Genomic DNA, 21470 nt, shown 5'->3' with positions numbered 1-21470 from the left:
GCACGGCCATGGACGGCAAGATGCTGGCCCGGCTGGGCGCTGTGGTGTTCGTCACTGTGGCCATCACGGCGACGGTGATCGAGCTGACCCGCAAGGGTGAGCCATCGCAGCCGTCATCGCCGGTTCGCCCGGTCGAGCTCGGCCTCGATCCTCTGCGCGAGGGTCAGCGCCGGTGCCAACAGCTTGGCCAGAAGGCGGCCGAGAATGCCGAATGCCTGCGCGTCTGGGCGCAGACCCGCGATCGCTTTCTCGGCCGCGCGCTCACGCCCGCTCCGACACGATCCACGGACGGGCGGTGAATCATGGGCGGCAGCGGCGTCATCGATAATTTCCTCGGGGTCTTCACCCGCTACATCGATTCCGGCTTCGGCCTGCTCGGTGGCGAGGTTGGCTTCATCGCCTCCACGTTGATCGTCATCGACGTGACGCTGGCCGCGCTGTTCTGGAGCTGGGGCGCCGACGAGGACATTATCGCTCGGCTGGTGAAGAAGACGCTGTTCGTCGGCGTTTTCGCCTACCTCATCTCCAACTGGAACAATCTCGCCAAAATCGTCTTCGACAGCTTCGCCGGCCTCGGGCTGAAGGCGAGCGGCACGGGTTTCTCCGTGCAGGATCTGATGCGTCCCGGAAAGGTGGCGCAGACGGGCCTCGATGCGGCGCGGCCGCTGCTCGAATCCATTTCCGACCTGATGGGCTGGATCGCCTTCTTCGAGAACTTCATCCAGATCGCCTGCCTGCTCTTCGCCTGGGCGCTGGTCATTCTCGCGTTCTTCATTCTGAGCATCCAGCTCTTCGTGACGCTGATCGAATTCAAGCTGACGACGCTGGCGGGCTTCGTCCTGATCCCTTCGGCCTGTTCGGCAAGACCGCCTTCATGGCCGAGCGCGTGCTTGGCAACGTCATCTCCAGCGGGATCAAGGTGCTTGTGCTGGCCGTCGTCATCGGCATCGGCTCGACGCTGTTCAGTCAGTTCACCTCCGGGTTCGGCGGACAGACTCCGACCATCGACGACGCCATGGCCGTGGTGCTCGCGGCCCTCTCGCTTCTTGGCCTCGGTATCTTCGGTCCCGGCATTGCGTCCGGCTTGGTCAGCGGCGGTCCCCAGCTCGGCGCCGGCGCTGCCGCCGGCACGGGGCTCGCTGTTGGTGGTGCGGCCCTTGCCGCCGGCGGCGGCGCGATGCTGGCCGCCAGAGGAGGAGCTGCGGCTTTGTCCGGTGGCGCCGCTGCTGTCAGGGGTGGCACCGCGACCGCGGGCGCGGTCTCTGGCGCCTATCAGCTCGGCGCCATCGACAAGACCGGGAAGGCCGGCCTTGCTGGAGGACTGGGTGGCGTCGCGACGGCCGCCGGCAACGCTGCCCTGTCACCGCTTCGCCGCGCTGCCAGCCGCGCGAACGATAGCCTCAAAAGCAGCTTCGCGGAGGGGCGCAGGGGATCGGTTACCGCCACCGGCGGCTCCATCTTTGGCGATGCCGATCCCGCGTCCGGCGCTGCCACCACCGGTGCTTCCTCGACCACATCCGCAGAGGGGCCGCCCGCCTGGGCGCAGCGCATGAAACGCGGTGGACATATGGGCCACGGCGCGAGCGCGGCCGCACATGCGGTTCGCTCCGGCGACAGCCACGGCTCCGGCGCCTCCGTCAATCTCTCCGAAAGTGACCGCTCATGAACCTCTTCAAGCGACCTGCCGCGCATTTCGGCAAGACCCCTCAACCCGAGACGCCGTACCAGAAGGCCGCACAGATCTGGGACGAGCGCATCGGCTCCGCCCGGGTGCAGGCAAAGAACTGGCGCTACATGGCCTTCGGATCGCTGATCCTGTCAGCCGGCTTCGCCGCCGCACTTGTTTGGCAGTCGGTGCAGGGAACCGTTGTGCCGTGGGTCGTTCAGGTGGACAAGCTCGGTCAGGCGCAGGCGATCGCGCCGGCGACGGCCGACTACAAGCCGACCGATCCCCAGGTGGCGTGGCATCTCGCCCGCTTTATCGAGCAGGTCCGTGCGATCCCCGCCGATCCCGTCATCGTGCGGCAGAACTGGCTGCGCGCCTACGACTGGACCACGGATCGTGGCGCGGCGACGCTCAACGACTACGCGCGCGGCAGCGACCCCTTCACCAAGGTCGGCAAGCATCAGGTCTCCGTCGAGGTGTCGTCGGTCATCCGCGCGTCCGCAGATTCCTTCCGCGTCGCCTGGACCGAGCGTCATTACGAGAACGGCCAGCTTTCCAGCACGGAGCGCTGGACCGCCATCTTGACCATCATCATCCAGCCACCGCGCGACGCCGACCGGCTCAAGACCAATCCGCTCGGTATCTACGTCAATGCGGTTTCCTGGTCGCGGGAGATGAGCCAATGAGCCGGCGGCAGGTCCGCAAAGGCGGAAGGCCCGGTTTCCGCATCACCGTCATTCCGGCTTTCCGTAAAACCGCAATTCCGGTTGCGCTGCTTTCCGGGATTGCGCTCGCGGGCTGCGCCACACCGCTGAAGCCGCCGGAGGTCAGCTATGATCGCAACGTGCCGCCATTGCCGGCCGTGCCGGCATCGGTCACCGACAATCGACCGAAGCCGCTGCACATCCCGCCAGCCTGGACGCCGGCTAAGGGCGGCGCGGCGGCCGGCACGCCGGTCGACCGGGTCGAGAGCGCCAACGCGGCTGCGCGCGTCCAGCCGCGCCGCGAGGGCTACTACAACGCGATCCAGATCTATCCATGGTCCGAAGGCGCGCTCTATCAGGTCTATGCCGCGCCCGGGCAGATCACCGACATTGCCCTTGAGCCGGGCGAGAGCCTGACCGGGACGGGGCCGATCGCCGCCGGCGACACCGCCCGCTGGATCATCGGCGACACGGAATCCGGTTCTGGCGCCACCCGGCGCGTGCATGTGCTGGTGAAGCCTTCACGGCCGGATATCACCACCAACGTCGTCATCACGACGGATCGCCGAACCTACATGCTCGAGCTGCGCTCGGGTCAGAAACCCTACATGCCGTCGGTAGCCTGGTCGTATCCGCGATCGGCGGCCGAACAGGGCCAGGGCATTCCCGCCACGCCGGCCATCCCGGCGCTCGCCGCGCGCAACTATCGCTACGGTCTCACCGGCGACAATCCGCCCTGGAGGCCGGTCTCCGTCTATGACGACGGCAGGCGCGTTTATGTCGAGTTCCCGCGCGGCATCGTGCAGGGCGAGCTGCCGCCGATATTCGTGATCGGCCCGGAGGGTGAGGCGCAGATCGCCAACACCCGCATCTATCGCAACATCCTGATCGTCGACCGCCTCTTCGGCGCGGCTGAGCTGCGCCTTGGCAGCGGCAAGCAGCAGCAGACCGTCCGGATCGAGCGCACCGATGGGAGACCGTCATGAGCGAGAACAATGAGACGAGCGCGGCCACTCCCATGCAGCTGCGCGCCGAGCCGCCGCGCGTTACGCGCCTATCGCGGAAAGTGCTGGCGGGCCTCGGCGTGGTCGCCGGCCTCGATATCGGCGGCGCGCTGATCTACGCCCTACAGACGCGTACAACCGGCGATGACGGCCAGGAGCTCTACTCCACCGCGAACAGGCAGACCGCCGATGGTCTCGCCGGTTTACCGCGCGATTATACCGGACCAGTTCTCGGCCCGCCGTTGCCCGGAGATCTCGGCCGGCCGATCCTCGACGCTCAGAACAAGGGGCAACCCGTCGTCCCCCCGTCCATCGCGACGCCGACGGTCGACGCGGCCGAGCAGCGCCGGCGCGCCGAGGAAGAGGCCGCGCGGACAAGCAAGGTGTTCTTCCAGACAGCTCCGGCCACATCGACTGGCAGCGCACCGCCGGGAGGTGCAACGCCGAACCTTGCCGGTCTCGATCTGACGGGACAGCCCGGCCAGCAGACCGCACAGGACAAGCAACTCGCTTTCCTCAATGCCGCCGTCGATCGGCGCACCACGTCGTCGGATCGCGTCATGGCGCCGGCGTCACCGTATGTGCTTCAGGCTGGGGCGGTCATTCCGGCGGCGCTGATCACCGGCATTCGCTCCGATCTCCCCGGCCAGATCACGGCACAGGTGACGGAGAACATCTACGACAGCCCGACAGGCCGCAGCCTGCTCGTGCCGCAGGGCACGCGCGTCATCGGCCAGTACGACAACAACGTCCAGTTCGGGCAGCGCCGTGTGCTGCTCGTCTGGAACCGGCTGATCCTGCCGAATGGCCGGTCGATCGTGCTGGAGCGTCAACCGGGCGCTGACACGCAAGGCTATGCGGGCCTGGAGGATGGCGTCGACTACCACTGGTGGGACCTGGCCAAGGCCGCCGGCCTGTCGACACTGCTCGCGATCGGCACAGAACTCGCCGTCAGCGATGAGGACCGTCTCGTCCGCGCTATCCGTGACGGCGCGCAGGACACCATCAACGACGCGGGCCAGCAGATCATCCGTCGCCAATTGCAGGTCGCGCCGACGCTAACCATCCGCCCGGGCTTCCCGGTCAGGATCATCGTCACCAGGGATCTGGTCTTCGAGCCGTACAGGGGATGATGATGGCAAAACTGAAACTCGGCGCGATCGCCGACGACAAGCCGGTGAAGGTCACGGTGGAACTGCCCGCGTCGCTTCATCGCGATCTGACGGCCTATGCCGATTTGCTCTCGCGCGAGTCCGGTCAGCAGGTTGGCGGCCCTGCCAGGTTGATCGTGCCTATGCTGCAACGCTTCATCGCGACGGATCGAGGATTCGCGCATGCACGCAAGGTATCGGAGAAAAGTTAGTGCCGATGCTGGTGCCGCACATCATCAGGTTCGGCAACGTCCCGCACGATGTCGAGCAGAGCCTTCAACGCCGGATTAGGGTTAGCCTCGATCCACACCGCATGCAGCGACAGAACGTTGCGGCCGGCAAGAGGAATAAGGACGATGCCGTCTGTAGCGATGCGCGGCGGCGTGCCGATGGCGATTGTGACCCCGAATCCCAGTGCCACCATATTCATGAGATTGCACTGGCCGACGCGATGGAGTTGCACCCTCGGCTCAACATCCCATTTCGCCATTCGCTTCGCGAGATGACCCTGAATATCAGGTCCCACTCCGTTCTCAGCGAAGATGAACCGCTCGCGGTGGAGATCTTCGAAACTCAATTTATGTGCGCCGGCGAGCGGGTGCGATCTGGGAAGCACCGCCATCATGCGCTCATCTCTCAGATACAACGATCGCGCTGTTCCGTTTCCATGTGCCCCGCCAACGAAGGCCACGTCCACGGAGCGCTGCTGAACGAGGGCCGAGCTCGCGTCAGAAGTGCTCTCGACGATCTCGACCGACACGCCGGCATATGCCGCTCGAAAGCGTTCGAATAAGTCGCCGACGACTGAAAACGGCACGGTGACGGCGACCGTCAATTCACCATGGTCGCCACGCTGTAGGGCCTCGGCGCGCTGCAATGCACGTCTCAGATGATCGAATCCCAGCGTCGCTTCTTCGAGGAAGCGATCGCCGGCAGGCGTTGGTCGTATCCCGGAGTGATCGCGCTCGAAGAGCTTTGCTTTCACGCGCTCTTCCAGGCTTCTGACCCCTCGACTCACAGTCGACTGCTGGACGTTGAGAGCGGCTGCTGCGCGGCGAAAACTGCCGTGCTGGGCCGATACTAAAGCATAGCGAAATAATCTGAGGTCGAAGACCAATTTCGACACAAAACCCTCACGAATCCAGTACTTTTTGCAAAGAAAATGTGCCGCGATGGGTAAGTAAAATACTATACATCCGCACGAACAACCTTTGCAAAGACGATCTGAGGGCCGCCGTCCTCCAACGATACCTCTGTCAAAGTTACACTTCGAATTTTGAGATACCGCTCCTCATACAACAGAGAATGTTCTCAAAATTCTCTTCCAGTCGAGACACAGGACCTCCAACTCCGAGGACTAGAATTCGACCGAAGCTTCTCTTGCGCAACGGGATGGCAATCACACCCGCGTCGGGCGTGATGATATGCTTCGAGAACATATATCCATCACGTCGGATCTCATTGATGATTTTCATCAGCTCCTCGAGATTGGTCTTCTCGTTGCTTTGGCCGCCGGCATTAATCCGGCGCACAAGCCGCGATATTTCAATGTCTGTATGCGCGCTTAGTATTGCCCTGCCGACACCGCTGATGGCCAACGGACGGATATCGCCAGGCTTGATTTCAAAGCGCAGGCGCTTTCGCGTTTGTAGACAATGAATATACTGTGCATGCAAGTCCGATTGCGTGCTGATTGTGACCAGCTCGTCGAGCTCCTGGTTCACGAACTCAACCAGCGCCAGCACATCACTTTCCCCGAACAGGCCGTCGCTCAACCACGATCCCATTTGGGCAATGCGCATTGTCGGCATATAGGTTCGATTGTAACTATCGTAGAACAAGTAACCGAGCGCAACCATACTTTTCAGAAGCGCAGCAGCGCTCGATATTGGATAATCGTGCTTCGTCGAAATCTCTTTTAGAGATATAGGCCGCTGCACTTCCTCGAAATGCTCTAGGACTTCAAAAATTCGCCGCGCGGATTTGATCGTCGAGTCAGCGCTGGCCACGATTTGCACATATATGAAATTAATTCCCTATAGAGATAAGCATCTGCCTGTGCAATCGTCAACCGATTTTTCTCAGAAGGTGCCCCTATGGAAGAAGTACTACTGCAAGAGATCAAAAGCGGGGTCTTGGTAATCCAATTCAACCGACCCGAAGCGCGTAACGCATGGAATCAAGCGATGGAGGATGCGCTGAAAACGGCTCTTCTGTCTGCCGACGCCAATCCGGATGTAAGAGCCATCGTTATAACTGGCTCCGGTAGAACATTTTGTCCAGGGCCCGACCCGAGTTCGATCTTATCCGGACAAAGCTATCGCCGACCGGTAACATCCAACGATGATTTTGGCCAACGATACAGCTATATGCTGGGCCTCAGAAAGCCGCTAATTGCAGCCGTAAATGGTGCTGCCGCCGGCGTGGGCCTCTGCCTCGCTCTCTATTGCGATCTCCGCTTCGTCGCGGAAGGCGCGAAACTCACAACTGCGTTTTCGCGACGGGGCCTCCCCGCAGAGCACGGTATCGCTTGGATGCTTCCTCGCCTGATCGGGTGGATGAATGCCTCGGATCTCCTGATCAGCGGCCGCGTCATTAATGCGCAGGAGGCAGCTGAACTGGGGCTGGCGCGCTCATTTCCAGCTGAAGGGTTTCTGGACGCTGTCGAGCAGTATGCCCAGGATTTGGCACGAAGCTGCTCCCCACGCTCGATGATGGTTATAAAGCGGCAGCTCCGAGAGGCCTGGAGCCAGTCGCTCGCGCAGGCAACCACATTCTCCAACCTTGAGACGGAGGCGAGCCTGGGCACCGAAGACACTGTCGAGGGCGTAGCGCACTTCCTTGAAAAGCGCTCGCCGCGTTTTCGGGCGCTGACGCAAGGCCAGGCGTAGGGTCCATCTCCCATCTGCGCTAGACGGGCGTTGCAGTGGCGCCGACGGAGATGGATCGACGCACAGACAGTCCTTGTTGCGATACCTCTCCGCTCCTGAGCGGGCGTCTCGCATAAGGCCGCGCGCCGGCCGCATTGTTCAAATCGAGCGAAGACAAAGGGTGAAAGGAGGTCAATCGCCGTCCCGTCAATTTTCCATATATATAGAAATAATAACATACATACGAATTCATTGGACGAAACCGGGAGCCGGCAATATGGTCCCGGAACGAAATGGCGGGCGATTATGCTCGAAGGATAAAAGCACGAAGCACCGGCCTCGGCGCCAGATGTTCGTTAAGTATCCGAGATCACGCGCCCGCGGATCTTCGCGTAAAATCATAGAACCAATAGCGCGATAAGCGTCACCAATATTAGGGAGAGAACATGAACCTACTTTCAGTGACTACTGCTGCCATTATCGCGGGCTCGCTCATCAACAGCGTCCCGACATTTGCCCAAAGCACTGTGAAGATCGGCTTCGCGCTGCCACTGACCGGACCGACCGCTGGTTACGGTAAGGATGGGCGCATGGGAGCGGAACTTGCCGCGGCCGAGATCAACGCAGCCGGCGGAATTTTGGGCGGCCGCAAGATCGAGCTGCTGTTCGAGGACGAAAAAGGAACACCTCAGGACGGTGTTGCCGCTGTTCAGAAGCTTATGACCCAAGGCGGGGCGAAAGCCATCATCGCGGGCATGAATAGCTCCATTACGCTGGCAGAATCCGCCATGACGAAGAACAAGATTTTACATGTGAATCCTGGGGCTCAAGCGGACGCAATTACCGAACAAGGCTCCCCATATCTTTTTCAAATCAACAACACCTCAACGGCAAACTCGACCGTTTACCATAAATACCTGATTAATACTAAACGCCCTAAGACTATCGTTTACATGGGCGAGAATACGGAATTCAATAAAGCTGTCCTTGATAATCTTAAAAAGTCACTGGATGGAACCGACACCAAACTGATTGAGGTTGCGAATTACGATAGCACTACCACCGATTTCACGTCGATCATTACACGCCTCAAAGCGGCGAAGCCCGACATGATCTACGTCGTCGATGCTTATCCGGCACGGACAGCCCAGATTTGGAAGCAGATCCGTCAGCAAGGCGGGTTCCCCATGGAAGCCCATTCCACCGGTACGGTGCAGGCTTCCGCTATCCGTCCTGCTGAAGGCGCCATGGAAGGCGTTCTCACGGGGGATATTTTCATCGCAGAGGGCGCAACAGGCGCGATGGCCGAGTTCATCAAACGCTTCAAAGCCAAGTACGGCGAAGATCCGAACAAGGTCAGCCTTGTGAGCTATGAAGCGGTTCAGGTCATTGCTGGCGCGATGAACAAAGCGGGCAGCGATAGTGACTACGGCCTAATCTCCAAAACGATCCGCACGAATACCTGGGAAACGCCGCGTGGATCCCTGAATTTCGACGAGAAAGGTCGCGCCCGAGCCCCCTACTTCTACATTCATGTCGTGAAGGGCAATGACGTCGCTCTCCTCGACCTCTTCCGGGTCAAGTAAGCACAAGGCCAAACGCTGATGGACCTGTTTGTCCAAACGATCATTAACGGTTTGATTCTGGGGTCTGGTTATGCCTTGGTGGCCGTCGGCCTGACGGTCATCTTCGGAACTCTGCACATCGTCAATTTTGCTCATGGCGCCTTCTTCGCACTAGGCGCGTACGGTGTGCTTCTCCTCCAGAACACGGGATTGGGGTATCTTGTCGCGATACCTCTCGCGGTCGTCGGGGTCGCCGTCATTGGCTACCTACTGGAGGTGACGATCGTTCGCCGCGCCCTCTACGATCGTGGAGAGCACGGGTCGATCATCATCACATTCGCCCTGTCGCAGGCGATCGTGGCCTCGATCATCCTTATCGTTGGCCCGGATCCGCTGCCGGTGAGATCGCCCTTTGGACAAACAGCCATATCAGTGTTCGGCTTTTTCCTGTCGGCGCAGCGCGTATTCATCGCCGTGACCTCGGTGATCGTTCTCACTGCATTCGCGTGGTGGCTTCGACATTCGGTCAGAGGCCAGCAGATCCTCGCGGTGTCTCAGAATGCCAAGGGCGCGCTCTATTCGGGGATCAACGTCCCGTTTATCCGCAGTTTCTCTTTCCTTCTCGGCATATCCGCCGCCGGGCTCGCAGGCGCACTCTTGGCTCCCTTGATTGCGGCCTTCCCGACGATGGGCGACGCAAACGTAATCGTCGCATTTACTGTAGTCATCCTGGGCGGTCTAGGCAGTATTGGCGGTGCCATGCTGGGAGCAATGGTCATCGGACTGTCGAATGCGCTGTTCGAAACCTACGTCTCTGTTTCCTGGACGCCAGCTCTCGGGTGGATGCTCGTCATTTTTGTACTGCTCTTCTGGCCTCAGGGCCTGCTGGGCCGAGCCCAAATCAATAGGCACTGAGTGATGTCAACTGTTTCGATTGCCCCCCTGAAGTTGCAAAGAAGCGGCAGAACTCTACCCGTCGCGCAGCTTTTGCTCCTGTTCGCTGGGCTCGGGTTCATTCTGGTCGTTGGCTTGACTGTCGAAAGCCCGTTTCTCCTGAACTTGGCAGCGTACACCTGCGGCTTTGCCCTGTTCGCGTTGAGCGTGAACATCATCCTTGGTGGAGTGGGAGAAGTGCCGCTTGGCCATTGCATGTTTTTTGGCATTGGCGCTTATGCGCCTGCAATCGCGATGAACAATGCCGGGCTGCCCTACGAGCTCGGTATCGCAATGGGAATGGTGGTGGCTGCGGTCGCCGCTCTGCTTATCGGTTGGCTTACGCTTAGGCTTACCGGCGCCTACTTCTCGATCGTCTCCTGGGGGTTGTCGGGCGTCGCAATGGTGACGGTCCACAACCTGGACTTTGCGGGCGGTGCACTCGGGCTTTTTGGATTCTCGCGCCTCGCAATCGGACCCTTTGATTTTTCGACGCCACGGACCTACTTCCTCGCGACTGCGCTCATCCTGCTTCTGGTGCTCGTAATCCTGGCTCATGTTCGCAGCTCCAGGTTTGGACGGGCATTGGAGAGCATTCGCCAGGGTCGGCATCTGGCTCAGTCGCTAGGGATCAACGTCTTCAGAGAGAGGCTCAAGGCGCTGGTACTTAGCGCGCCGATTGCGGCCTTGGCGGGAAGTCTCTGCCTCCCATTCTCTCAGATCGTCACGCCCGAAATCATGTCGGTGCTGCGCACGGTAGACGCACTCCTCGCAGTGCTCATTGGCGGCACGGGCCTACTCTATGGGCCGGTGATCGGATCTGTGATCTTCACGGTAGCGCCGCAATTCTTGAATTTCGATGCGAACGTTAAGGTTCTTGTCTTCTCGTTGCTTATTATCTTCGTAATGATGGTAGCCCCTGGCGGACTCCATCAGATCTTCAAGGCCCTTTTGACGCGGCTTTCCAGATCAAAGGCGGGTCAACCATGACGCCGGTGACCCGATACGCTGTTGAAGCCTCCGGCATTGAGAAGCACTACGGTGGCGTCAAAGCGCTCAAGGGCGTGGACGTTCGCATTCCCGATGGCTCGATTTTCGGTCTGATCGGCCCGAACGGAGCTGGCAAGTCGACGATGTTCGACATTATGTGCGGGATCACAAAGCCCACTTCCGGGAAAGTCTCGGTGCTCGGGATGGACGTAGTGGCCTTGCCGGCTCATGCGGTGGCACGCAGCGGCGTGGGTCGGAGCTTTCAGCGGACGGCGATGTTCGGTGAGGCGACCGTCTACGAAAACCTCCTTTATGCCAGCTACGGCGGGATGCGGCACAACGTCGTTCAGCGCATTTTGCGCAGTTCGGCATGGCGGTCCGACATGGAGTCTTTTGCTGGTAAGGCTGAGGAGGTTCTTTCAATGTGTGACCTCTCTGACCTTCGAGACCAGACAGCTTCGGTCCTGGCCTACGGCATTCAGCGTCGGCTGGCCGTGGCTATCATGCTGATGAACGAGCCAAAAATCATCTTCTTGGATGAGCCCGTTGCTGGAATGAACGAGGCGGAGACTGCCGAATTCATCCGATTGATGCGGGCAACAGCAAAGGGCCGCACCATCGTGATCGTCGAGCACGACATGGCTGCGATCGGTGCCCTTTGCGACGAGGTGATGGTCATGGTCGATGGCAAACAACTCGTTACCGATGTTCCAAGTCGAGTACTTCAACATCCCGAGGTGATCGCAGCCTATCTGGGAGTCGACGATGTCGACAACGACTAACCTGCTTAACGTATCAGACTTAACCGTTGCGTATGGACGCGTTTCGGCCCTCCGGTCGGTGTCGCTGTCGGTCGCACCAGGAGAGATCGTCGCCATTCTCGGTGCAAACGGTGCCGGCAAGACCACGCTGCTAAACGCCATCACAGGCGTAATCCCGACCCAGTCTGGCAAAGTCAGTTTCCTTGGCGGCGATACTACTGGCGCCCGACCTTGGACGATGAGCCGTCTTGGTCTTAGCCAGGTCCCGGAAGGTCGAGAAATCTTCCCCGGCATGACTGTCGAAGCCAATCTTCGGCTCATCGACGCCAATGGCGGAGGTCCAAAATTTACTATCGACGATGTCTTCAACCTCTTTCCGCGACTTCGCGAGCGCCACGACCAGCTTGGTGGAGCCTTGTCGGGTGGCGAGCAGCAGATGCTCGCGATTGGACGCGGCCTGATGGCAGCGCCAAAGATCCTTCTCTTCGACGAGCCATCTTTGGGCCTCTCGCCGATGCTGAGCAGAGTCGTGCTGACCGCAATTCGCGGACTTAAGAATCGGGGGATTGCCTCGCTCCTGGTTGAGCAGAACGTGCGCGCTGCCCTGAAAATCGCCGACCGCGGCTACGTCTTGCGCGTGGGGCGCATCACTGCCGCGGGAAGCGCCAGAGAATTGACAGAATCACCGGACGTCCAGCGCGCCTATCTGGGCCTTTGAGGTTGTGCGCGCAGGCAGGGGGGGATCATGGCTGAAACAATCGCGAGCTATCGCTTGCCGGAAGGCAGTTGCGACTGTCATTTTCACATCTACGGGCCGTTCGATCGTTTCCCGGCGGGCGACGAAGGGCGCTTTACTCCATCCCGTCCCTTCGCCATCGAGGATGCCTTCAAGCTTTGGGACAAGCTCGGAGTTTCGCGAGGGGTTATTGTCCATGCCGTCGGCTCGGGTAACGACAATGCCGTCACTTACGACGCGCTTCGTCGCTTTCCAGACCGCCTTCGGGCAACCGCAATTCTGCGGCCCGACGTTTCGGACCGGCGACTTGATGAACTGACGGACGCCGGCTTCAAGGCGGTTCGAGTGACAATGATCCGCCAAGACGGGAAGCCGGTCTCGACGCTGGGCACAAGCTATGAAGACTTTGTGCAACTTGCGCCGCGTATCGCTGAGCGCGGTTGGCATGCTCAGTTCTGGATTGAAAGCTCCGATTTGGTAGCCGCCGCGCCGGAACTGGAGCGGTTTCCGATGCAGTACGTGATTGATCACATGTCGCGTACGATGGCCGACAAGGGTCACGAGCATCCGGACTTCATCGGGTTTACTGAACTCCTGAAAACCGGACGTTATTGGGCCAAGATTTCAGGGGCTGACCGCAACACACGGGTCGGCCGACCGTATTCGGACACCGCGCCTTACATGCGTGCGATCGTTGAGGCGGCGCCGGACCAGGTCGTATGGGGCAGTGACTGGCCCCACGTCGGGCACTGCCCCGAATCCGTGCCAGATCTGCAGGATTTGCTTCGCCTCTTCTTTGAAACTGTTCCGGACGAAGACGTTCGCCGCAGGATTCTCGTCGACAATCCGACTCGCCTTTACGGCTTCTGACCACTCGAGGAAAAGTTGGACAACACCCGCAAATCTCCACTCGAAGGAGTGGTCGTGCTCGATCTCGGCCAAGTTTACCAGGGCCCATACGCGAGCTTTCTCCTGGCGCAAGCTGGGGCTACGGTCATCAAGATTGAGCCGCCAAATGGCGAGCCGGTCAGGCATCGTGCCCGCATCAGCAAAGGCAATGCAGTCCCGTTTGCAATGCTGAACGCGAACAAGCAGAACATCAGCCTCAACCTGAAGTCCCCGGATGGCATCGCGATTCTCAAGGCTCTCGCGGCGAAGGCTGATATCCTCATCGAGAATTATGCACCAAGCGTGATGGACCGGCTCGGTGTCGGTTATGAGGTTCTGAGTTCGATCAATCCCCGCCTGATTTACGGTACCGCTACAGGCTACGGCCTGTCCGGGCCTGATCGAGACAACCTTGCTATGGATCTGACGATCCAGGCCGTTTCCGGCATTATAAGCGTGACCGGATTCCCTGATGGTCCCCCGGTGAAAGCAGGCCCTGCCATCACTGACTTCCTCAGCGGAGTCCATCTCTACGCTGGAATCCTGACCGCGCTTTACGGGCGTGAAAAATCCGGAAAGGGACAACTGGTCGAGATCGCGATGGTCGAGGCCGTCTATCCGGCGATGGCTTCCAACTTGGCCGACGTCTTCAATAGTAAGTCTGCCGCGCCCAGGACGGGTAGCCGACATGGCGGCTTGGCCGAAGCTCCCTACAACGTCTACCCGACGTCAGATGGCTTTGTTGCGATCATCAGTGTGAATGAATCGCATTGGGTCGGTCTGACCCGGGCAATGGGGCGTCCGGAGCTTCTTGACGATCCACGTTTCACGACGGTGCTCGATAGGCTCAAGCATATCGATCTCACCGATGAAATCGTGTCCACCTGGTCTTCCAAGCATACCCGTCAAGAAGTCGTGGACGTTTGCCGTCGCCATAAGGTTCCTTGTGCTGCCGTGCGAGACCTCCTCGAGGTCACGCAGGATCGCCATCTTCACGAACGGGGAATGCTCCGCGAAGTCCAGCATCCCGAGTACGGCGACATCCTCGTCCATCGTAGCCCGCTCGTTCTCCATGGAGCCCCCGCTCCCGAATACATCCCGTCGGCCCGATTGGGGCAGGACAACGGCGCGGTTCTCGCAGAGTACCTGGGCCTTTCGGCAGAGAAGATCGAAGCGTTGCGCCAGTCCGGCGCGATCGTTCAAGCGTGATCGGAAATCGCCATGATCGCTGATAGCATTGTCATTTCATCCGCCCAGCGGCTTTTCGATGATCTAGCCGACATTCAGGCTGTTACCGCTGCACCAAACGGCATCTGGAAGGCGCGATTCTGGGAAGGCATTGAGGAAATCGGCCTGAACATAGCCGCCGTCCCCGAGGATCTGGACGGCGTCGGAGTTAGCATTCAAGAAGTGTTCGGCGTCCTGCGGGCCGCAGGCAACATGGCCCTTTCGGTGCCCCTTGCCGAAACCATGTTAGCTGGCTGGATGCTAGGAGCTGCGGGAATTTCCCTGCCGTCCGGCAAGATTACCTTCGGTCCGAGCTCTTTCTCGGATAGCCTCACTTATGATGGCAAGACCGTTTCCGGTCGCATCGCCAGGCTGCCGTTCGGCCGCGAATGCTCCCACGCAGCATTGCTTGCCACCTCTGGTGAAATTCTCACAGTCGTTCTGGTCGAGCTGGACAAGGCATCAATCCAGCATCGCGACAGTTTAGCTGATGAGCCTGCGGATAGCATATTCTTCGCGAATACTCCGGTAGTAGAGGCCGCTCCTGCGCCTGCAACCTTCACGAAACACACCACGCTGTTGATGGGGAGTGCGGCCCGTGCCATGCAAATCGCCGGTGCCCTCGAAAAAATTCTAGCACTGACGAGCGAATATGCCGGCCAACGTCGCGCTTTCGAACGTACGATCTCGAAGTTTCAAGCCGTCCAGCACGGTATCGCTCAACTCGCCGGCGAGGTCGCGGTATCGTTGAGCGCATCGACATCCGCAGCGGAAGCGTTCGAAACACTATCCGCGGTTCGCGGGTTCAATGATCCGGAACTTATTCTGGAAATCAGTTCCGCGAAGATTCGAGCGGCGGCCGCAGCTCAGAAAGGCGCAGCAATAGCGCACCAGCTCCATGGGGCGATCGGCGTAACTCGCGAACATATTCTCCATCGCCTAACGCTTCGCGCTCTCGCTTGGCGCGACGACTACGGCAACGAGGCACAGTGGTCCGAGAGGCTCGGACAGCTGGTGGCCGCGAGAGGAGCACAGTCGCTCTGGCCGCTTCTGGCGACGCGATAGATTGGGGGTGAAGCCACATGCAATCAGCTACACTCGAATTTGAACCCCTTCGCTTGCCCGCGGATGTACAGCGTCTGCGAAGCGAAGTGAGGGACTTCATTCAGTCCGAGATCGCCGCCGGAAGTTTCAATCCGGATATTCCAACAGAGGATTGGGACGTCCATAAGGCTTTTGCCAAGAAGGTTGCGTCCCGCGGATGGATTGGACTGACTTGGCCGCGCCAATACGGAGGTCAAGAGCGCAGCTTTCTCGATCGCTTCGTTGTCAATGAAGAGATGTTGGCGGCAAATGCGCCAACCAGCGTCTACTTTACTGCTGACAGACAATCGGGGCCTACTTTAATCAAGTATGCATCGGAGCGGACTAAATCGGAAGTCCTTCCAAAAATCATCGTAGGTGAAGCCTGCTTCTGCATTGGGATGTCTGAACCCGACAGCGGCTCGGATCTTTTTGCCGCCAAGTGCAAGGCCACGCGAGCGCCCGGGGGTTGGAAAATCAACGGCTCCAAGACCTGGACCACAAACGCTCACCACGCCGATTACATGATTGGTCTATTTCGGACCAGCCCGCCGACTACCGAGAACCGCCGGCATGGCCTGACGTCGTTTCTGGTCGATATGAAAACGCCTGGAATTACGTGCAATCTCATTCACCAGATGAGCGGCATCCGTGATTTCAATGAAGTCGTTTTCGACGACGCGTTTATTCCAGATGAGCGACTGATCGGTGAAGTCGATGGAGCTTGGAAGCAGGCAACGACCGAGCTTGCTTACGAGCGCAGTGGCCCTGAGCGCTTTCTCGAAACGTTCGCAGCGCTCCGCAAGCTTGTTGAACTCGCAGGCGACCGCCCCGACCCTCGGCTAGCAGACTCCATCGGCCGTTTGGTCGCTGAGTTGCATTCGCTTCGGCGCATGTCGGTTTCGATCGCCGGCATGCTTGAGGCAGGACGCGAGCCCGTGTCCGAAGCCGCCATTGTGAAGGATCTGGGTACGCTGTGGGAACAGGAGTTGCCGCAGCGCGTGCGCCATGCGGCTGCTTTCGTATCCCGGGATACTGCTCTCTACGACGACTTCGAGCATGTGCTCCAGTTCACGGCCCGAATTGCGCCGAAGCTTACCATTCAGGGCGGGACGACCGAAATCCTCCGTGGCGTCATCGCTCGCGGCCTCGGTCTTCGCTGAACATTCGGGATTATATAAAAATGTCCGATCTTCTCATCTCACGAGCCGGCTATGTTCAGGTCGCAGAAATCAACCGGCCGCCACATAACTACTTCGATAAAGAGCTGCTCGCCCTAATCGCAGACGCACTCGACGTGGCGGATGCCGACAAGGACGTGCGCGTCACCTTGCTTTGCGCAAACGGAAAATCTTTCTGCGCCGGAGCGAATTTCACCGGCAACCAGCCTGAAACGCCAGAAGAACGTCGAGCAGATTCGCGACAGCTCTATGACCAAGGGCTTCGGATCTTCCGTGGCAAGAAGCCGATCGTCGCTGCTGTGCAAGGTCATGCGATCGGCGGCGGTCTCGGAGTGGCTCTCGCGGCTGATTTCAGAGTGGCTACACCGGAAACAAGCTTCTCAGCGAACTTTACCCGCCTCGGGTTTCATCCCGGCTTCGGCTTGACCGTCACGTTGCCGGAGCTGGTCGGTAACACGACGGCCTCCTTGCTCATGCTGACCGGGCGCCGCGTCAAGGGCGAGGAAGCCTTCCGCATCGGCCTGTGTGATGTGCTCGCCCCGGCTGAAAGCCTGCGAGACGAAGCCATGAAGCTCGCTCAGGAGATCGCAGAAAGCTCACCCTTGGGCGTAAAATCTACACGCGAAACTCTTCGCCTTGGTCTGGCGGATCGCGTGGAGGAACGCCTGAAACGGGAACTCGATGAACAGTCGTGGCTCCGTGAGACGGAAGATTTTGCCGAAGGTGTTCGCGCGACTGCCGAACGCCGCCCAGCCCAATTCCAGGCGCGCTGATCAAGGCAGGAACATCATGGTCAAGCTTTTTGAAAAGCCGGTCTTCCGAGGCGTCCCACTACACAACCGGATCGTCGTTTCACCAATGGGCATGTATTCCGCCCATAATGGCTACGTCACGCCATTTCACCTCGTTCACTACGGAAAATTCGCTCAGGGCGGAGCCGGTCTCGTTTTTATCGAACAGACCTCCGTGGTCCGGAAAGGCCGCATCAGCAATGGCGACCTCGGCATTTGGGAAGATGGACACATCGACGGGCTGCGCCAGATCACGCAGGCGATCAGACTGCATGGATCAAAGTCTGCGATCCAGATCGGCCACGGAGGCCGGAAAGCGGGCCAGCAGCGAGCATTCCGCGGCAACGGGCCGCTCTCCGATCGAGATATCGAAATGGGAGAGGAAACTTGGCCGCCCGTTGGTCCTTCGGAGATCGCATTCGCTGAAGGCTACCGGACGCCGACCGCGCTGAGCCATAGCGGCATTGAGGGGGTGCGCGACGCATTCGTCGCTGCGGCGATCCGCTCGGTGCTCGCAGGTTTCGACATCGTCGAGCTCCACATGGCGCACGGCTATTTGCTTCAAACATTTCTTTCCCCGCTCACCAACATGCGCACAGATGAGTATGGCGGCAGCCTCGAGAATCGCATGCGCCTTCCGCTGGAGGTCACTCGCGCGGTGCGCGCGGTCATTCCCGATTCTATGCCCCTCTTCGTTCGGATCTCTGCCGTCGATTGGATCGAGGGCGGCTGGGAGATTGAAGACAGTGTGATCTTCTCGCGCAAACTGAAGGAACTCGGCGTCGACCTCATCGACTGCTCGACAGGCGGCAATCTGCGCGCAGGATCCACAAACGCCAATTTGGCCCGCGGACCCGGCTATCAAGTGCCCTTCGCCGAACGCATCCGCCGGGAGGCCGAGATAGCTACCGGCGCCGTCGGCATGATCCGCACCCCGGACTTTGCAGAGAAGGTTCTTCAAGATGGACGGGCCGATCTGATCTTCCTGGGGCGCCAGATGCTGTTCAACCCCTTCTGGGCGCACCATGCCGCAGAACATTTCGGCCTGACCGGCGGATTTGAAGACTGGCCGGAACAGTACGGCTGGTGGTTGACCAAATGGGGGTCTTCGCTCCGGAACCGGGGCGAAAGCCTGACCGGTTGGGCTGAGCTACCCGAGGCGGCGGAATGAGTAATCGCCACGGCCTCGTAGTCGTTACAGGGGGCGCCCAGGGTATCGGGCGCGCACTCTGCGAAGCCTTCACGGGAGACGGCGCTACGAAAGTCGTCGTACTCGATAAAAATGCCGAGGCGGCAGAAGCGGTTGCAGAATCGATCGGGGGCCGTGCCTTCGGCGTCGATGTAACCGATGCCAGCGCATTTGAAGCTGTTCTCCAGCGCATCGAGGCCGAAGAAGGTGCAATCGGTACGTTTTGCTCCAATGCTGGTGTGGCATGGGGTTTTGGCGGGCCGTCTGACAATGCGGCCTTCGCTGGGGACGATATTTGGCAGCGTTCCTGGGAAATCAATGTCCTAGCGCACGTCAGGGCGGCGCGCTTCCTCTTGCCTCGGATGATCGGCCGTGGAGGGGGGACTTTTGTCGTCACCGCCTCTGCGGCGGGGTTGCTGAACCAAGTGGGAAGCGCCGTGTACGGCACGACCAAACATGCGGTCATCGGCTTCGCCGAAAACATAGCATTTTCCCATCGTCACCAGGGCATCCGTGTTGCGGTTCTCTGCCCGCAAGGGGTCGATACCGAACTTCTGCATAATCTGCCGAAGGGGCCGGAAAGCTCCGATGGCGTGTTGAGCGCTAAGGACGTCGCCCAGGCCACCCTGAAGGGCCTTGATGAGGGAGGTTTTCTGATCCTTCCGCACAAGATCGTGGCGGAATACTGCAGCAAAAAATCTGAAAACTATGATCGCTGGATCGGCGGCATGTCCAAACTCACCCAGCGCCAAATTTCCTGAGAGGACAGGTCATGAGAGAAGCAGTAATTGTCGCGACCGCCCGCACGCCGATCGGCAAGGCCTATCGCGGCGCTTTCAATGACACATCCGGTGCCCAGCTCGGCGCACACGCAATTCGCAATGCCCTGGAGCGCGCCAATATTGAGGGCGCGGAAATCGAGGATGTTGTGATGGGGTCTGCACTTCCGGAGGGCACGACTGGCTTGAACGTCGCACGCCGCGCAGCGCTGACGGCTGGCCTACCGGTTACCGCGTCTGGCACCACCATCGATCGCCAATGCTCCTCTGGTCTGCAGGCGATGGCCGTCCTTGCGAATGCGATCCGGAACGATGGCTTGTCGATCGGCATCGCTGGCGGCCTGGAGTCCATTAGCCTCGTTCAAAACAACCACCAGAACCGCTTTCGCCTTGTCGACGAAGAGGCCAGCGGTCCAGCCGCAGACGTCTACTTGCCGATGATCGATACGGCGGAGGTCGTCGCCAAGCGCTACAATATATCTCGCGAACAGCAGGATGAATTTGCGCTCGAGAGCCAGCGTCGGGTGGCTGTAGCTCGGGAAGCCAATCGCTTTGACGCAGAAATCGCGCCGATTTCGGTCCGAATGGCGACTGTCGGTAAGCAGACCGGCGACGTTTCATACAAGAACATTACCCTCGCACAGGATGAAGGCCCCCGTCCCGAAACCACTCTTGAAAGCTTGGCAAACCTGAAGCCGGTCCGAGATGGCGGTGTTATCACCGCGGGCAACGCCTCTCAGCTGTCGGACGGCGCCTCGGCTCACGTCATGATGAGCTCGCTGGAGGCTGAGCGCCGGGGAATTCAGCCTCTCGGTATTTTCCGCGGCTTCAACGTCGCGGGTTGCGCGCCAGACGAGATGGGCATCGGCCCGGTCGTCGCCATTCCGAGGTTGCTAGAGCGGCATGGCCTCAAAATTGACGACATCGGGATTTGGGAACTGAACGAAGCCTTCGCGGTTCAGGCGCTCTACTGCCGCGATCGCCTTGGTATCGACCCCGAGAAGTTCAACGTCAGCGGCGGGGCGATTGCCGTCGGCCATCCTTATGGCATGAGCGGCGCGCGCCTATCGGGGCACGCCTTGATCGAGGGAAATCGCCGAGGCGCCAAATATGCCGTGGTCACGATGTGCGTGGGCGGCGGGATGGGTGCTGCCGGCCTATTCGAAATTGTTTGACGGAGAAGCGCTTGATGACCAGCGAAACCCTGTCCGTCTTGGTGACGGGTGCTTCATCGGGCCTAGGCGCGCATTTCGCGCGCCTGGTTGCACAAAATGGCCATAGCGTCATTCTCGCTGCCAGGCGTCTCGAGCCTTTGGAAGCGCTCAAAGACGAAATCACCTCAAATGGCGGCCGGGCCATTTCAGTGAGGCTGGACGTGTCCGAGGAGGACTCGATCGGTCGGGCCTTTGCGCAGATCCACGACTCGGGCGAGCGCGCCGACGTTGTGATCAACAATGCAGGTGTGACCGACGCAAAGCCCGCGCTGGATATCACCGCTGCGGATTGGGATCGTGTTGTCGATACCAATTTGCGCGGCGTCTTCCTGATGGCGCAAGCCGCGGCACGGCGCATGAAAGCAAATGGCGGCGGGTCCATTATCAATGTGGCCTCGATTCTGGGGCACCGCGTCGCTGGTGGTGTGGCGAGCTACACGGCCAGCAAGGCAGGCGTGGTCAGGCTGACCGAGGCACTCGCGCTCGAATGGGCTCGCTACGGCATCCGCGTCAACGCGCTCTGCCCTGGTTACATAGAGACAGATCTCAACCGCGAGTTCTTCGAAAGCGAGCAGGGCAAGGCTCTTATCAAGCGCATTCCGCATCGCCGGCTCGGAAGGCCAGCTGATCTGGACGGCGCGCTGCTGCTGCTTGCCTCCGACGCGGGTCGCTACATCACCGGGACGTCGATCGTTGTCGATGGCGGCCACCTCGTCTCTAGTCTCTGACTGCGGATCG

22 protein-coding genes and 1 pseudogene are annotated in these 21470 nt (G+C 59.9%); 21 read left to right on the top strand and 2 right to left on the bottom strand.

Annotated features, from left to right (window positions below):
* The first annotated feature begins 8 nt into the window (after positions 1–8).
* From trbK-alt to KIO76_RS29390, 6 genes and pseudogenes are all read left to right on the top strand, one after another.
* Entirely contained in the window at positions 9–299 is a 291-nt protein-coding gene (gene trbK-alt, locus KIO76_RS29415; protein WP_213327242.1) for a putative entry exclusion protein TrbK-alt, read from the top strand.
* 3 nt (positions 300–302) lie between these two features.
* Positions 303–1666: pseudogene (gene trbL, locus KIO76_RS29410) on the top strand (P-type conjugative transfer protein TrbL).
* On the top strand, positions 1663–2352 hold the full coding sequence (gene trbF / locus KIO76_RS29405) for a conjugal transfer protein TrbF (protein WP_213327241.1): 690 nt from the start codon (positions 1663–1665) through the stop codon (positions 2350–2352). Before trbL ends, trbF begins: the two are co-directional and overlap by 4 nt.
* Positions 2349–3356, top strand: coding sequence for a P-type conjugative transfer protein TrbG (trbG, locus tag KIO76_RS29400; RefSeq protein WP_213327240.1), 1008 nt, complete (start codon positions 2349–2351; stop codon positions 3354–3356). The genes trbF and trbG overlap by 4 nt, the downstream gene beginning before the upstream one ends.
* Positions 3353–4507, top strand: coding sequence for a TraB/TrbI/VirB10 family type IV secretion system protein (locus tag KIO76_RS29395; protein ID WP_213327239.1), 1155 nt, complete (start codon positions 3353–3355; stop codon positions 4505–4507). The genes trbG and KIO76_RS29395 overlap by 4 nt, the downstream gene beginning before the upstream one ends.
* 2 nt (positions 4508–4509) lie before the next feature.
* On the top strand, positions 4510–4737 hold the full coding sequence (locus tag KIO76_RS29390) for a DUF2274 domain-containing protein (protein WP_213327238.1): 228 nt from the start codon (positions 4510–4512) through the stop codon (positions 4735–4737).
* Here KIO76_RS29390 and KIO76_RS29385 read toward each other — a convergent pair.
* Positions 4734–5651 carry a LysR family transcriptional regulator gene (locus KIO76_RS29385; protein ID WP_213327237.1) on the bottom strand — a complete coding sequence of 306 codons (918 nt, stop codon included), beginning with the start codon at positions 5649–5651 and terminating at the stop codon, positions 4734–4736. The genes KIO76_RS29390 and KIO76_RS29385 overlap by 4 nt on opposite strands.
* 136 nt (positions 5652–5787) lie before the next feature.
* Complete coding sequence (locus KIO76_RS29380; protein ID WP_213327236.1) at positions 5788–6534, bottom strand: IclR family transcriptional regulator; 747 nt, start codon at positions 6532–6534, stop codon at positions 5788–5790.
* 87 nt (positions 6535–6621) lie between these two features.
* Between KIO76_RS29380 and KIO76_RS29375 the strand changes: the two genes are divergently transcribed.
* The 15 genes from KIO76_RS29375 (at position 6622) to KIO76_RS29305 (ending at position 21460) form a co-directional block, all read left to right on the top strand.
* Positions 6622–7416, top strand: a complete 795-nt coding sequence (locus KIO76_RS29375) for an enoyl-CoA hydratase-related protein (RefSeq protein ID WP_213327235.1) — start codon at positions 6622–6624, stop codon at positions 7414–7416.
* Positions 7417–7841: 425 nt separating this feature from the next.
* Entirely contained in the window at positions 7842–8981 is a 1140-nt protein-coding gene (locus tag KIO76_RS29370; RefSeq protein WP_213327234.1) for an ABC transporter substrate-binding protein, read from the top strand.
* 18 nt (positions 8982–8999) lie between these two features.
* Positions 9000–9875, top strand: a complete 876-nt coding sequence (locus KIO76_RS29365) for a branched-chain amino acid ABC transporter permease (RefSeq protein ID WP_213327233.1) — start codon at positions 9000–9002, stop codon at positions 9873–9875.
* A gap of 3 nt (positions 9876–9878) precedes the next feature.
* Positions 9879–10883 (top strand): branched-chain amino acid ABC transporter permease, encoded by a 1005-nt coding sequence (locus tag KIO76_RS29360; protein WP_213327232.1) that lies wholly within the window; start codon positions 9879–9881, stop codon positions 10881–10883.
* On the top strand, positions 10880–11665 hold the full coding sequence (locus KIO76_RS29355) for an ABC transporter ATP-binding protein (RefSeq protein WP_213327231.1): 786 nt from the start codon (positions 10880–10882) through the stop codon (positions 11663–11665). The genes KIO76_RS29360 and KIO76_RS29355 overlap by 4 nt, the downstream gene beginning before the upstream one ends.
* A complete protein-coding gene (locus tag KIO76_RS29350; protein ID WP_213327230.1) occupies positions 11649–12362 on the top strand; it encodes an ABC transporter ATP-binding protein in 714 nt (237 codons plus the stop codon). The genes KIO76_RS29355 and KIO76_RS29350 overlap by 17 nt, the downstream gene beginning before the upstream one ends.
* A gap of 27 nt (positions 12363–12389) precedes the next feature.
* Positions 12390–13250 (top strand): amidohydrolase family protein, encoded by an 861-nt coding sequence (locus KIO76_RS29345; protein WP_213327229.1) that lies wholly within the window; start codon positions 12390–12392, stop codon positions 13248–13250.
* A gap of 15 nt (positions 13251–13265) precedes the next feature.
* On the top strand, positions 13266–14477 hold the full coding sequence (locus KIO76_RS29340; RefSeq protein ID WP_213327228.1) for a CaiB/BaiF CoA transferase family protein: 1212 nt from the start codon (positions 13266–13268) through the stop codon (positions 14475–14477).
* Between the two features lie 201 nt (positions 14478–14678).
* The gene (locus KIO76_RS29335) at positions 14679–15560 is read left to right on the top strand and encodes an acyl-CoA dehydrogenase family protein (RefSeq protein ID WP_291976290.1); all 882 of its coding nucleotides are present in this window, start codon (positions 14679–14681) and stop codon (positions 15558–15560) included.
* A gap of 17 nt (positions 15561–15577) precedes the next feature.
* Positions 15578–16741 carry an acyl-CoA dehydrogenase family protein gene (locus tag KIO76_RS29330; protein WP_213327226.1) on the top strand — a complete coding sequence of 388 codons (1164 nt, stop codon included), beginning with the start codon at positions 15578–15580 and terminating at the stop codon, positions 16739–16741.
* Between the two features lie 20 nt (positions 16742–16761).
* The gene (locus KIO76_RS29325; protein ID WP_213327225.1) at positions 16762–17532 is read left to right on the top strand and encodes an enoyl-CoA hydratase/isomerase family protein; all 771 of its coding nucleotides are present in this window, start codon (positions 16762–16764) and stop codon (positions 17530–17532) included.
* 16 nt (positions 17533–17548) lie between these two features.
* A complete protein-coding gene (locus KIO76_RS29320; protein WP_213327224.1) occupies positions 17549–18721 on the top strand; it encodes an NADH:flavin oxidoreductase/NADH oxidase in 1173 nt (390 codons plus the stop codon).
* On the top strand, positions 18718–19500 hold the full coding sequence (locus KIO76_RS29315) for an SDR family oxidoreductase (RefSeq protein WP_213327223.1): 783 nt from the start codon (positions 18718–18720) through the stop codon (positions 19498–19500). The genes KIO76_RS29320 and KIO76_RS29315 overlap by 4 nt, the downstream gene beginning before the upstream one ends.
* Before the next feature lie 11 nt (positions 19501–19511).
* Entirely contained in the window at positions 19512–20693 is a 1182-nt protein-coding gene (locus KIO76_RS29310) for an acetyl-CoA C-acyltransferase (RefSeq protein ID WP_213327222.1), read from the top strand.
* A 14-nt stretch (positions 20694–20707) separates the two neighbouring features.
* On the top strand, positions 20708–21460 hold the full coding sequence (locus KIO76_RS29305) for an SDR family NAD(P)-dependent oxidoreductase (RefSeq protein ID WP_213327221.1): 753 nt from the start codon (positions 20708–20710) through the stop codon (positions 21458–21460).
* Positions 21461–21470 lie beyond the last annotated feature (10 nt).

It is taken from the genome of Chelatococcus sp. YT9 (assembly GCF_018398315.1).
Lineage (GTDB): Bacteria > Pseudomonadota > Alphaproteobacteria > Rhizobiales > Beijerinckiaceae > Chelatococcus.
The sequence above is the reverse complement of the archived record's forward strand: the minus strand, read 5'-3'. Positions and strand labels throughout refer to the sequence as shown.

What these genes read in the sequence shown, in the direction of transcription:
- KIO76_RS29305 (WP_213327221.1), top strand. Translation starts at nt 20,708, where the DNA reads ATGACCAGCGAAACCCTGTCCGTCTTGGTGACGGGTGCTTCATCGGGC.
- KIO76_RS29370 (WP_213327234.1), top strand. Translation starts at nt 7,842, where the DNA reads ATGAACCTACTTTCAGTGACTACTGCTGCCATTATCGCGGGCTCGCTC.
- KIO76_RS29355 (WP_213327231.1), top strand. Translation starts at nt 10,880, where the DNA reads ATGACGCCGGTGACCCGATACGCTGTTGAAGCCTCCGGCATTGAGAAG.
- trbG (WP_213327240.1), top strand. Translation starts at nt 2,349, where the DNA reads ATGAGCCGGCGGCAGGTCCGCAAAGGCGGAAGGCCCGGTTTCCGCATC.
- KIO76_RS29395 (WP_213327239.1), top strand. Translation starts at nt 3,353, where the DNA reads ATGAGCGAGAACAATGAGACGAGCGCGGCCACTCCCATGCAGCTGCGC.
- KIO76_RS29325 (WP_213327225.1), top strand. Translation starts at nt 16,762, where the DNA reads ATGTCCGATCTTCTCATCTCACGAGCCGGCTATGTTCAGGTCGCAGAA.
- KIO76_RS29315 (WP_213327223.1), top strand. Translation starts at nt 18,718, where the DNA reads ATGAGTAATCGCCACGGCCTCGTAGTCGTTACAGGGGGCGCCCAGGGT.
- trbF (WP_213327241.1), top strand. Translation starts at nt 1,663, where the DNA reads ATGAACCTCTTCAAGCGACCTGCCGCGCATTTCGGCAAGACCCCTCAA.
- KIO76_RS29360 (WP_213327232.1), top strand. Translation starts at nt 9,879, where the DNA reads ATGTCAACTGTTTCGATTGCCCCCCTGAAGTTGCAAAGAAGCGGCAGA.
- KIO76_RS29345 (WP_213327229.1), top strand. Translation starts at nt 12,390, where the DNA reads ATGGCTGAAACAATCGCGAGCTATCGCTTGCCGGAAGGCAGTTGCGAC.
- KIO76_RS29330 (WP_213327226.1), top strand. Translation starts at nt 15,578, where the DNA reads ATGCAATCAGCTACACTCGAATTTGAACCCCTTCGCTTGCCCGCGGAT.
- KIO76_RS29350 (WP_213327230.1), top strand. Translation starts at nt 11,649, where the DNA reads ATGTCGACAACGACTAACCTGCTTAACGTATCAGACTTAACCGTTGCG.
- KIO76_RS29375 (WP_213327235.1), top strand. Translation starts at nt 6,622, where the DNA reads ATGGAAGAAGTACTACTGCAAGAGATCAAAAGCGGGGTCTTGGTAATC.
- KIO76_RS29390 (WP_213327238.1), top strand. Translation starts at nt 4,510, where the DNA reads ATGGCAAAACTGAAACTCGGCGCGATCGCCGACGACAAGCCGGTGAAG.
- KIO76_RS29365 (WP_213327233.1), top strand. Translation starts at nt 9,000, where the DNA reads ATGGACCTGTTTGTCCAAACGATCATTAACGGTTTGATTCTGGGGTCT.
- KIO76_RS29310 (WP_213327222.1), top strand. Translation starts at nt 19,512, where the DNA reads ATGAGAGAAGCAGTAATTGTCGCGACCGCCCGCACGCCGATCGGCAAG.
- KIO76_RS29320 (WP_213327224.1), top strand. Translation starts at nt 17,549, where the DNA reads ATGGTCAAGCTTTTTGAAAAGCCGGTCTTCCGAGGCGTCCCACTACAC.
- trbK-alt (WP_213327242.1), top strand. Translation starts at nt 9, where the DNA reads ATGGACGGCAAGATGCTGGCCCGGCTGGGCGCTGTGGTGTTCGTCACT.